Origin of the sequence: Streptomyces sp. NPDC008313 (genome assembly GCF_042956125.1) — a bacterium.
In the GTDB taxonomy this organism is placed as follows: Bacteria; Actinomycetota; Actinomycetes; order Streptomycetales; family Streptomycetaceae; genus Streptomyces.
The window spans coordinates 70602-83470 of the sequence record NZ_JBIBFR010000023.1 but is presented as its reverse complement, the minus strand read 5'-3'; the positions used below and the strand labels follow the sequence as shown (position 1 = coordinate 83470).

Annotated in this window: 6 protein-coding genes; all 6 read left to right on the top strand. The window is 69.7% G+C overall.

Annotated features, from left to right (window positions below; genetic code table 11):
• Positions 1-78: 78 nt before the first annotated feature.
• Positions 79-1353, top strand: coding sequence for an extracellular solute-binding protein (locus ACFY93_RS27100; RefSeq protein WP_391363724.1), 1275 nt, complete (start codon positions 79-81; stop codon positions 1351-1353).
• 125 nt (positions 1354-1478) lie between these two features.
• Positions 1479-2483, top strand: a complete 1005-nt coding sequence (locus ACFY93_RS27095) for an ABC transporter permease subunit (protein ID WP_391363722.1) — start codon at positions 1479-1481, stop codon at positions 2481-2483.
• A 12-nt stretch (positions 2484-2495) separates the two neighbouring features.
• Positions 2496-3407 carry an ABC transporter permease subunit gene (locus tag ACFY93_RS27090; protein ID WP_391363720.1) on the top strand — a complete coding sequence of 304 codons (912 nt, stop codon included), beginning with the start codon at positions 2496-2498 and terminating at the stop codon, positions 3405-3407.
• 453 nt (positions 3408-3860) lie between these two features.
• Positions 3861-5540 carry an alpha-amylase family glycosyl hydrolase gene (locus ACFY93_RS27085; RefSeq protein WP_391363718.1) on the top strand — a complete coding sequence of 560 codons (1680 nt, stop codon included), beginning with the start codon at positions 3861-3863 and terminating at the stop codon, positions 5538-5540.
• Positions 5541-5800: 260 nt separating this feature from the next.
• The gene (locus ACFY93_RS27080) at positions 5801-7183 is read left to right on the top strand and encodes an alpha-amylase family glycosyl hydrolase (protein ID WP_391363716.1); all 1383 of its coding nucleotides are present in this window, start codon (positions 5801-5803) and stop codon (positions 7181-7183) included.
• Positions 7184-7415: 232 nt separating this feature from the next.
• Complete coding sequence (gene pulA / locus ACFY93_RS27075; RefSeq protein ID WP_391363714.1) at positions 7416-12863, top strand: pullulanase-type alpha-1,6-glucosidase; 5448 nt, start codon at positions 7416-7418, stop codon at positions 12861-12863.
• Positions 12864-12869 lie beyond the last annotated feature (6 nt).

Sequence of the window (12869 nt, the reverse complement as noted above, 5' to 3'; positions counted from 1 at the left end):
CCGGCGGCGGCAACGGCGCGGCCGGCAAGGGGAGCGGGCGGGACCGCCCCCTCGGGCTTTCACCCTCAAGGAGATCTCATGCGGCGTGGCATAGCGGCCACCGCGCTGGTGGCGTCCCTCGCCCTCGCGGCGACGGCCTGCGGCGGCAGTGACAGCGGCAGTGACAAGTCGGACGGCCCCATCACTCTGACCTGGTGGGACACGTCCAACGCCACCAATGAGGCGCCGACGTACAAGGCTCTGGTCAAGGACTTCGAGGCCGCCAACAAGAACATCAAGGTCAAGTACGTCAACGTGCCCTTCGATCAGGCGCAGAACAAGTTCGACACCGCGGCCGGTGCCAGCGGTGCCCCGGACGTCCTGCGCTCCGAGGTCGGCTGGACCCCGGCCTTCGCCAAGAAGGGCTTCTTCCTGCCGCTCGACGGCACCGAGGCGCTCGCCGAGCAGGACAAGTTCAAGTCCAACCTCGTCGAGCAGGCCAAGTACGAGGGCAAGACGTACGGTGTGCCGCTGGTCACCGACACGCTGGCCCTCGTCTACAACAAGGCCCTGTTCGAGAAGGCCGGTGTCACCGAGGCGCCCAAGAGCTGGGACGACCTGAAGGCCGCCGCCGCCAAGGTCAAGAAGAAGACCGGCGTGGACGGCTACTGGGGCTCCACCCAGGCCTACTACGCCCAGTCGTTCCTCTACGGCGAGGGCACCGACACCGTCGACGCCGACGCCAAGAAGATCACCGTCAAGTCGGACGCCGCGGTCAAGGCCTACACGACCTGGAACAGCCTGTTCGACGGCAAGGGTCTGCACAAGGCCGACGTCACCGCCGACGCCTACGCCCACATCCAGGACGCCTTCGTCAACGGCAAGGTCGCCTCGATCATCCAGGGTCCCTGGGAGATCACGAACTTCTACAAGGGCTCGGCGTTCAAGGACAAGGCCAACCTCGGCATCGCCACCGTCCCGGCCGGCTCCACCGGCAAGGCGGGCGCCCCGACCGGCGGCCACAACCTCTCCGTGTACGCCGGCTCGGACAAGGCGCACCAGCAGGCGGCGCTGAAGTTCGTGAAGTTCATGACCTCGGCGAAGTCCCAGGAGACGATCGCCCTGAAGAACTCCACGCTGCCGACCCGCGACGACGCCTACACCGACAAGGTCAAGGCCGACCCGGGCATCGCCGGCTACCAGACGGTGCTCTCCGCGGCCCAGCCGCGGCCCGCGCTGCCCGAGTACAGCTCGCTGTGGGGGCCGCTCGACACCGAGCTGCCCAAGATCGCCGGTGGCAAGGTGTCGCTGGACAAGGGCCTGAGCAACGCGGAGACCGCGATCGCCAAGCTGGTCCCCGACTTCGGCAAGTGACCCCGGACGGCCGCCGGATCCTCCCGACCGGGGGAAGGATCCGGCGGCCGCCGGCCCCACGCCCGTCCCTGATCCCCCGTGGCCTCCCAGCGATCCTCCAGTGATCTTCCAGAAGGTGTCGAACCATGACAGTCGCCATCGACCGAGCGACCGGCAAGCGGCACGGTGACAGCGAGCCCCGGCCCGGCCCGGCTCAGCGCCTGAAGCGCTCGTACCAGAAGTACTGGTACGCGTACGCGATGATCACCCCGGTCGTCGTCGTCCTCGGCGTCCTGGTGCTCTATCCGCTGGCACGGGGCATCTACCTGACGCTGACGGACGCCAACAGCCTCAACTCGGCCCGCACCATCGGCGTCAACCACATCGACGCCACCTACAGCTTCGTCGGCCTCGACAACTACGCCGACATCCTGTGGGGGCCGACGGCCTACGACCGGTTCTGGTCGCACTTCATCTGGACGATCGTGTGGACGGCGCTGTGCGTCACGCTCCACTACTGCATCGGCCTCGGCCTCGCCCTGCTGCTCAACCAGAAGCTGCGCGGCCGCACCCTCTACCGGCTGATCCTGGTCCTGCCGTGGGCGGTGCCCACCTTCGTCACCGTCTTCGGCTGGCGCTTCATGCTCGCCGACGGCGGCGTCATCAACACCCTGCTCGACGCCGTGCACCTGCCCTCGCCGCTCTGGCTGGAGGACACCTTCTGGCAGCGGTTCGCCGCGATCATGGTCAACACCTGGTGCGGTGTGCCGTTCATGATGGTCTCGCTGCTCGGCGGCCTCCAGTCCATCGACTCCACGCTGTACGAGGCGGCCGAGATGGACGGCGCGAGCGCCTGGCAGCGCTTCCGGCACGTCACCCTGCCCGGTCTGCGCACGGTCAGCTCCACCGTGGTCCTGCTCGGCGTGATCTGGACCTTCAACCAGTTCGCCGTCATCTTCCTGCTCTTCGGCAAGACCGCCCCCGACGCGCAGATCCTCGTCACCTGGGCCTACCAGCTGGGCTTCGGGCAGCAGCCGCGCGACTACGCGCAGTCCGCCGCGTACGGCGTACTGCTCCTCTCCATCCTGATCGTCTTCACCTCCGTCTACCGCCGCTGGCTCGCCCGTAACGAGCAGCAGCTCGCCGCCTGAGGCAGGAGTCCCATGAGCACCATGACCCTCGACACCTCCACCGCGGCGACGGACAAGACCTCCGAGGACGCCCCGCCGCGCGGGAGCCGGCGGCGCGGGGAGACCAGCCGCGCCGCGGCGCTCACCTCGCACGGCGTCCTGACCGTCGCGAGCCTCGTCGCCCTGTTCCCGATCGCCTGGCTGGTCTTCCTGTCCCTCGGACCGGACAAGGACGACTATCTGCACCCCGGGCGCATCTGGGGCAAGATGACGCTCGACAACTACTCGTTCGTCCTCCAGCACACCAGGTTCTTCGACTGGATGTGGAGCACGCTCGCCGTCTCGCTCGGCACCACCGTCATCGGTGTCCTGGTCGCCGCCACCACCGGCTACGCCGTCTCCCGGATGCGCTTCCCCGGCTACAAGAAGTTCATGTGGGTCCTGCTGGTCACCCAGATGTTCCCGGTGGCCGTGCTGATGGTGCCGATGTACGAGATCCTCTCGGAACTCCAGCTCATCGACAACTACTTCGGCCTCGTCCTCGTCTACTGCTCGACCGCCGTGCCGTACTGCGCCTGGCTGCTCAAGGGCTACTTCGACACCATCCCGTTCGAGATCGACGAGGCGGGACGCGTCGACGGGCTCAGCCCCTTCGGCACCTTCGCCCGGCTGATCCTGCCGCTCGCCAAGCCGGGCCTGGCGGTCGCCGCCTTCTACAGCTTCATCACCGCGTTCGGCGAGGTCGCGTTCGCCTCCACGTTCATGCTGTCCGACACGAAGTACACCTTCGCCGTCGGTCTGCAGAGCTTCGTCAGCGAGCACGACGCGCAGCGCAACCTGATGGCCGCCACCGCGGTGCTGGTCGCCATTCCGGTGTCCGCCTTCTTCTATCTTGTCCAGAAGAACCTGGTGGCCGGCCTCACCGCGGGCGGCACGAAGGGCTAGGGGGTGTCTGACACATGCGCGCGGCGTCGCGGCGCCCGGCACGCACGCTCGCGGCGTTGCCGAAACGCCCACGTGGCTCCGCCACGAGGACGCTCCGGCGCCTTGCGATCGCACGCACCGGACACCGCTCCTTCTCCCACGCGCATGTGTCAGACACCCCCACACCCCCGGCCCTCGTACGACCCGGCCCGACACACTCCCGCGCGCGCTCGCCGCGCGCGCGGGTGGCGGCCGCGGTGTGCATCCGACCCCGCCCACACCGCGGCCGCCTGATCACCGGCTTCCCCCCGCACCACGACCCCGGCACGCACGGCGGACCGGCCCACGACGACCGGCACGCCGGACAACCCGGCAGCACCACGCCTTCGACCGACCGCACCACGACGACCCGGATTCCGCCCCCGCGCTCGGCTTCGCTCGAACGGGGGGTACCCCCATCGCATCAAGGACGCCATGAGCCAGCACTCCGCCGACCCGGCCCCGACCTCCGCGCTCGCCACCGTCGCCGCCCACCGCGACTGGTGGCGCGACGCGGTGATCTACCAGGTCTATCCGCGCAGCTTCGCCGACAGCAACGGCGACGGCATGGGCGACCTGGAGGGCGTACGTTCCCGACTTCCCTATCTGCGCGACCTCGGCGTCGACGCCGTGTGGCTGAGCCCCTTCTACGCCTCGCCGCAGGCCGACGCCGGATACGACGTGGCGGACTACCGCGCCGTCGACCCGATGTTCGGCACCCTGCTGGACGCCGACGCCCTGATCCGCGACGCCCACGGGCTGGGCCTGCGCATCATCGTCGACCTGGTACCCAACCACTCCTCCGACCAGCACGAGTGGTTCAAGCGCGCGCTCGCCGAGGGCCCCGGCTCCCCGGTGCGCGAGCGGTACCACTTCCGCCCCGGCAAGGGCACGGACGGCGAACTGCCGCCCAACGACTGGGAGTCCATCTTCGGCGGCCCCGCCTGGACCCGGGTCACCGAACCGGACGGCACCCCCGGAGAGTGGTATCTGCACCTCTTCGCCCCCGAGCAGCCGGACTTCAACTGGCAGCACCCGGCGGTCGGCGACGAGTTCCGCTCGATCCTGCGCTTCTGGCTCGACATCGGCGTCGACGGCTTCCGTATCGACGTCGCCCACGGGCTGGTCAAGGCCGACGGACTGCCCGACCTCGGCTCCCACGAACAGCTGAAACTGCTGGGCAACGATGTCATGCCGTTCTTCGACCAGGACGGCGTGCACGACATCTACCGCCAGTGGCGCACCATCCTCGACGAGTACGCCGGGGAGCGCATCTTCGTCGCCGAGGCGTGGACGCCGACCATCGAGCGGACCGCGAACTACGTGCGCCCCGACGAGCTGCACCAGGCCTTCAACTTCCAGTACCTGAGCACCCACTGGGACGCGGCCGAGCTGCGCTCCGTCGTCGACCGCACCCTGGACGCGATGCGCCCCGTCGGCGCCCCCGCCACCTGGGTGCTGTCCAACCACGACGTCACCCGGCACGCCACCCGCTTCGCCAACGAGGCGGGCCTGGGCACCCAGATCCGCACCGCCGGCGACCGGGAGCTGGGGCTGCGCCGGGCCCGCGCCGCGACGCTGCTGATGCTGGCGCTGCCCGGCTCCGCCTACGTCTACCAGGGCGAGGAGCTCGGTCTGCCGGACGTCGTGGAGCTGCCGGACGAGGTGCGCCAGGACCCGTCGTTCTTCCGGGCGGCGGGCCAGGACGGCTTCCGCGACGGCTGCCGGGTCCCGATCCCGTGGACCCGCGCCGGCGAGTCGTACGGCTTCGGCAGCGGCGGCAGCTGGCTGCCGCAGCCCGTCTCCTGGGCCGAGCTGAGCGTCGAGGCGCAGACCGGAGTGGAGGGCTCCACGCTGGAGCTGTACCGCTCGGCGCTCGCCGTCCGGCGTGAGCGCGACGACCTCGGCGCGGGTGACGCGGTCGAGTGGCTGAAGGCTCCCGAGGGTGTCCTCGCCTTCCGCCGCGGCGAGTTCGTCTGCACCGCCAACACCGGGAGCGAGGCGGTGACCGTCCCGGCGCACGGGCGGGTGCTGATCGCCAGCGGCGAGGTGACCGTCACCCAGGACGGCGAGGCGAAGCTGCCCGCGGACACGACCGTGTGGTGGGCCGCCTGACGGACGGCCGGCAGGCCCTGTAGGACGCGGCAGCGGTGCTCCGGACCCCGGTGGGTCCGGAGCACCGCTGTGTCGTTCTCCGGACAAAGCGCTGAAAGTTCTTACGACGTCTTGCTGAAAGCGGATCGCAGGCGATACGTTCCCGCACACGCCCGACTGGTTCATCGGGCAACTTCCGTCCCGCCGGGCACGGTTCGACGCCCGGCCCGGCCTCCCCACGGCTCGATCCCCCCACCGCACAAGGATGTGCAGGAGAAGACATGGCCAGGAAAAGACTGGCCGCCTCGTTCGCCCTCGCGGCGGGCCTGGCGGCCTCGGTGATCCTTCCGCCCACGACGGCGGCGGCCTCACCGCCCGGCACCAAGGACGTCACCGCCGTCCTCTTCGAGTGGAAGTTCGACTCTGTCGCCAGGGAATGCACCAGCACCCTGGGCCCGGCCGGTTACGGCTACGTCCAGGTGTCTCCCCCCGAGGAGCACATACAGGGCTCCCAGTGGTGGACCTCGTACCAGCCCGTGAGCTACCGGATAGCCGGACGGCTCGGGGACGCCACCGCCTTCAGGAACATGATCAGCACCTGCCACGCGGCGGGCGTGAAGGTCGTCGTCGACACGGTGATCAACCACATGTCCGCCGGTTCCGGCACGGGCACCGGCGGCTCCTCGTACACGAAGTACGACTACCCGGGCCTGTACTCGTCGTACGACATGGACGACTGCACGGCCACCGTCAGCAACTACGGCGACCGCTTCAACGTCCAGAGCTGCGAGCTCGTCGGCCTCGCCGACCTGGACACCGGCGAGGAGTACGTCCGCAAGACCGTCGCCGGGTACCTCAACACCCTGATCGGCTACGGCGCCGACGGCTTCCGCATCGACGGGGCCAAGCACATACCCGCCGCCGACCTCGCGAACATCAAGTCCCGGCTGACCAACCCGTCCGCGTACTGGAAGCAGGAGGTCATCTACGGCTCCGGCGAGGCCGTCCAGCCCACCGAGTACACGGGCAACGGCGACGTGCAGGAGTTCCGGTACGCCTACGACCTCAAGCGGGTCTTCAAGAACGAGAACCTCGCCTACCTCAAGAACTACGGCGAGGGCTGGGGCTACATGAACAGCTCCGTCGCGGGCGTCTTCGTCGACAACCACGACACCGAGCGCAACGGCTCCACCCTCAGCTACAAGGACGGCGCCGACTACACCCTGGCCAGCGTGTTCATGCTGGCCTGGCCCTACGGGGCGCCGGACATCAACTCCGGCTACGAGTTCTCCGACACGAACGCCGGGCCGCCGAACGGCGGGACGGTGAACGCCTGCTGGCAGGACGGCTGGAAGTGCCAGCACGCCTGGCCGGAGATCAAGTCGATGGTCGCCTTCCGCAACGCCACCCGCGGGCAGGCGGTCACGAACTGGTGGGACAACGGCGCGGACGCCATCGCGTTCGGCAGGGGCGCCAAGGGCTTCGTGGCCATCAACCACGAGTCCTCCTCCCTGACCCGCACCTACCAGACCTCCCTGGCCGCCGGCACCTACTGCGACGTCCAGAGCGGCAGGCCCGTCACCGTCGACGGCTCCGGACGGCTCACGGCGACGCTCGGGTCGAACACCGCGCTGGCGCTGTACGCGGGCAAGTCCGGCTGCTGAACCAGCCCCCCACGGGGCCCCGGCCCACCGCCGCGCGCGGTGGGCCGGAGGCGTGCCCGCCCGCACGGAGCGGCGACGCCGAATCGGCGTTGAAAGTTCTTCCTGTGGGTTGCATGACTCTTGCTGTAAACCTTGCGTAAGGGTTACGGTCACGCCGGTCGTCCGGCACACCCGCTGTGCCCGGCGTCGGGGTCGGTACCAAATGAGCCGTAATCGCAAGGAGTTCACGCCTGTGATACCGAGATGGCCGGCGCCCTGGGCGCGCCGATCCACACAGCGCCGACGGGTCGCGGCTGTCGCCGTGGCCGCTCTCGCGGCAGCGTTCGTCCAGCCCCTCGCGGCGCGCGCGGACGCCCCGCCCCCGCCTCCGTCGGACGCGAGCCTCGCCGCGGCGCCCGCCCGGCACGACGACACCCGGGAGCAGTTCTACTTCGTCATGCCGGACCGTTTCGCCAACGGCGACACGGCCAACGACAGGGGCGGTCTGACCGGCTCGCGCCTCGCCACCGGCTACGACCCCACCGACAAGGGCTTCTACCAGGGCGGCGACCTGAAGGGCCTGACGAAGAGGCTCGACTACATCAAGGGCCTCGGCACCACCGCCATCTGGATGGCGCCGATCTTCAAGAACCAGCCCGTCCAGGGAACCGGCAAGGACGCCTCCGCCGGCTACCACGGCTACTGGATCACCGACTTCACCAAGGTCGACCCGCACTTCGGCACCGACAAGGACCTCGAGACCCTCATCTCCAAGGCGCATGCCAAGGGCATGAAGGTCTTCTTCGACGTCATCACCAACCACACGGCCGACGTCGTCGACTACGAGGAGAAGTCCTACGGCTACCTCTCCAAGGGCGCCTTCCCGTATCTGACGAAGGACGGCGAGCCCTTCGACGACGCGGACTACGCCGACGGCACCCGGAGCTTCCCGCGGACCGACGGCGACTCCTTCCCCCGGACACCGGTCGTGCCGGCCGCGAAGAAGGGGGCCAAGACCCCGTCGTGGCTCAACGACCCGGCGATGTACCACAACCGCGGCGACTCCACGTACGCCGGTGAGTCGACCACGTACGGGGACTTCTCCGGTCTCGACGACCTGTGGACCGAGCGTCCCGAGGTCGTACGGGGCATGGAGAAGATCTACGAGAAGTGGGTGAAGGACTTCCGTATCGACGGCTTCCGGATCGACACCGTGAAGCACGTGAACATGGAGTTCTGGACCCAGTGGGCCACCGCCCTCGACGCGTACGCGAAGAAGCGCGGCCGCGACGACTTCTTCATGTTCGGCGAGGTCTACTCCGCCGACACGTCGGTCACCTCCCCGTACGTCACCCGGGGCCGCCTCGACTCCACGCTGGACTTCCCCTTCCAGGACGCGGCGCGCGCGTACGCCTCCCAGGGCGGCAGCGCCGAGAAGCTGGCCTCGGTCTTCGGCGACGACTACAAGTACACGACCGACAAGGCCAACGCCTACGAGCAGGTCACCTTCCTCGGCAACCACGACATGGGCCGCATCGGGTACTTCCTGAAGCAGGACAACCCGAAGGCGACCGACGCCGAACTGCTGAGGAAGGACAAGCTCGCCAACGAGCTGATGTTCCTCAGCCGCGGCAACCCCGTCGTCTACTACGGCGACGAGCAGGGCTTCACCGGCGCCGGCGGTGACAAGGACGCCCGCCAGACGATGTTCGCCTCGAAGGTCGCCGACTACCTCGACGACGACGAACTCGGCACCGACCGCACCCACGCGAGCGACGCCTACGACACGAGCGCACCGCTCTACGAGCAGATCAGCGCTCTCGCCGAACTCCGTGCGGCCAACCCGGCGCTCACCGACGGAGTCCAGACCGAGCGGTACGCGGCCGACGGCGCCGGTGTCTACGCCTTCTCCCGCACGGACGCCGGGCGCGGCACCGAGTACGTGGTCGCCGTGAACAACGCCGACGAGGCCAAGAAGGCGACGTTCGCGACCGGTTCGGCCGGGATGACGTTCCGCGGGATCCACGGCACCGACGACTCCGTCACGAGCGACGCCGACAAGAAGATCACCGTCACCGTCCCCGCCGGCTCCGCCATCGTCCTCAAGGCGGCCGGCCCGCTCGCCGCGCCCGCCACCGAGCCGACGCTCACCCTGAAGGGCCCCGACGCCGGGGCCACCGGCACGGTGGAGCTGAGCGCCGACGTCGACGGAGGCCGGCTCGACCGCGTCGTGTTCGCCGCCCAGGTCGGCGACGGCAAGTGGCGCACCCTCGGCTCCGCCGACCACGCCCCCTACAAGGTCACCCAGACCATCGGCGAGGACGTGCCCGCCGGCACCGCCCTGCGCTACAAGGCCGTCGTCGTCGACTCGGCCGGGCACACGGCGTCCACCACCGCGGCGTCCACCACCGGCATCCCGCCCGCCGAGGAGATCCCCACCGCCTCCTCCCGCGACTACGCGGTCGTCCACTACAAGCGCGCCGACGACGACTACACCGACTGGCGCCTCTACGCCTGGGGCGACCTCGCCGACGGTGAGGCGACGACCTGGCCCGCCGGACACGACTTCACCGGCCGGGACGCCTACGGGGCCTTCGCCTACGTGAAGCTGAAGCCCAGCGCGTCGAACGTCGGCTACCTCGTCATCGACAAGGACGGCGACAAGGACGTCTCCGCCGACCGCACGATCGACGTGACGAAGACCGGCGAGATCTGGATCGAGCAGGGCAATGAGGCCGCCGCGACCGAGCGGCCCGACTACCCCGCGCAGGACAAGGGCAAGGCCGTCCTGCACTACCACCGCGCCGACGGCGACTACACCGGCTGGGGCCTGCACACCTGGACCGGCGCCGCGAACCCCACGGACTGGACCAAGCCCCTGGACCCGGTGCGCACCGACGCCTACGGCGCCGTCTTCGAGGTGCCGCTCGCCGAGGGGGCCACCAGCCTCAGCTACATCCTCCACAAGGGCGACGAGAAGGACCAGTCCGCCGACCAGTCGCTCGACCTGACGGCCAACGGCCACGAGGTATGGCTGCTGGCCGGCCAGGAGAAGTACCTGCTCCCGCAGCCCGCGGGCAGCGCCGCCGCCCTCGACCCGAGCGCCGCCAAGGCCGTCTGGATCGACCGGGACACGGTCGCCTGGAACGGCGGCGACGCCGCCGCCTCCACCCAGCTCCTGTACTCCCGCGACGGCTCCATCAAGGTCAAGGACGGGGCCCTGACCAGCGACGACGAGCGCTGGCTGCGGCTGTCGAAGACCGCGCTCACCGACGCCCAGAAGAAGCGGTTCCCGCACCTGAAGGACTACACCGCCTGGTCCGTCGACCCGCGCGACCGCGACCGGGTGCGCACCGCCCTGCGCGGCCAGCTCGTCGCCACCCAGCGCGCCGCTGGGGGCACCTCCCAGGCATTCGGCTCTGGGGGAGGCGCGGTGCTCGCCGCGACCGGCGTGCAGGTGGCCGGCGTCCTGGACGGCCTGTACGACGCCACCGGCGCCCGCCTCGGCCCGGTGTTCTCCCACGGCAGGCCGACCCTGTCGGTGTGGGCGCCCACCGCGCGCGAGGTGAGCCTGGAACTCTACGGCCGGACCGTTCCCATGAAGCGGAACGACACCACCGGCGTCTGGTCCGTCACCGGCGGGAAATCCTGGTCGGGCAAGCCCTACCGGTACGCCGTGACGGTGTGGGCGCCGACGGCCGAAAAGATCGTCACCAACAAGGTCACCGACCCCTACTCGGTGGCCCTGACCACGGACTCCGAGCGCAGCCTCGTCGTCGACCTCGCCGACCGGTCCCTCGCCCCGAGCGGCTGGTCGTCCCTGAGGAAGCCGAAGGCCGTACCGCTGAAGGACGCCCAGATCCAGGAGCTGCACATCCGCGACTTCTCCGTCGCGGACCCGACCACGAAGGCGAAGGACCGGGGCACCTACCTGGCGTTCACCGACAGGAACAGCGACGGCAGCAAGCACCTGCGGGAACTCGCCGCGTCCGGCACCTCGTACGTGCACCTGCTGCCCGCGTTCGACATCGCCACCATCCCCGAGAGGAAGGCCGACCAGGCCACCCCCGACTGCGACCTGGCCTCCTACGCCGCCGACTCCGACAAGCAGCAGGCGTGCGTGGCGAAGGCCGCGGCGAAGGACGCCTACAACTGGGGCTACGACCCGTACCACTACACGGTGCCCGAGGGCTCCTACGCCACCGACCCGGACGGCACCGAGCGCACGGTCGAGTTCCGGAAGATGGTCAAGTCCCTCAACGAGGACGGCCTGCGCGTCGTCATGGACGTCGTCTACAACCACACCGCGGCCGCGGCCGCGGGCCAGGCCAGGACCTCCGTCCTCGACAAGGTGGTGCCCGGCTACTACCAGCGGCTCCTCGCCGACGGCTCCGTGGCCAACTCCACCTGCTGCGCCAACACGGCCACCGAGAACGCCATGATGGGCAAGCTCGTCGTGGACTCGGTGGTCACCTGGGCCAAGGAGTACAAGGTCGACGGCTTCCGCTTCGACCTCATGGGGCACCAGCCCAAGGCCAACATCCTCGCCGTCCGCGCGGCGCTCGACGCCCTCACGCTCAAGAAGGACGGCGTCGACGGCAAGAAGATCATCCTGTACGGCGAGGGCTGGAACTTCGGTGAGGTCGCCGACGACGCCCGCTTCGTCCAGGCCACCCAGAAGAACATGGCCGGGACCGGCGTCGCCACCTTCTCCGACCGGGCCCGCGACGCGGTGCGCGGCGGCAGCCCCTTCGACTCCGACCCCGGCGTCCAGGGCTTCGCCTCCGGCCTCTACACCGACCCGAACACCTCCGGGGCCAACGGCAGCCGGGCCGAGCAGAAGGCCCGCCTGCTGCACTACCAGGACCTCATCAAGGTCGGCCTGACCGGCAACCTCGCCGCCTACCGCTTCACCGGCTCCGACGGCAAGGAGGTCAAGGGCGCCGAGGTCGACTACAACGGGGCACCGGCCGGTTACGCGGACGCCCCCGGCGACGCCCTCGCCTACTCCGACGCCCACGACAACGAGTCGCTGTACGACGCCCTCACCTACAAGCTCCCCAAGGGCACCTCGGCGGACGACCGGGCCCGGATGCAGGTCCTCGCCATGGCGACGGCCACCCTCTCGCAGGGCCCCTCGCTGTCGCAGGCCGGCTCCGACCTGCTGCGCTCGAAGTCACTGGACCGCAACAGCTTCGACAGCGGCGACTGGTTCAACGCCATCCACTGGGACTGCGCGGCGGGCAACGGCTTCGGCCGCGGTCTGCCCATGGCCGCCGACAACGAGTCCAAGTGGCCCTACGCCACCGGACTGCTGACCTCGGTGAAGGTCGGCTGCGAGCAGATCGACGGGGCCTCGGCCGCCTACCGGGACCTGCTGAGGATCCGTACGACCGAGAGCGGCTTCCGGCTCGGCACGGAGGGGCGGGTCCAGTCCGAGCTCTCCTTCCCGCTCTCCGGGAAGGACGAGACGCCCGGCGTGATCACGATGGAGCTCGGCGACCTCGTCGTCGTCTTCAACGCGACCCCGGCCCGGCACGACCAGCGGATCGACGCGCTGGCCGGAAAGGAGTACGCGCTGCACCCGGTGCAGGCCGGGGGCGCCGACCCGGTCGTCAGGTCCTCGTCGTACACGGCGAAGTCCGGCACCTTCACCGTTCCGGGTCGGACCGTGGCCGTCTTCTCCCGGACCACGCGATAGGGCATT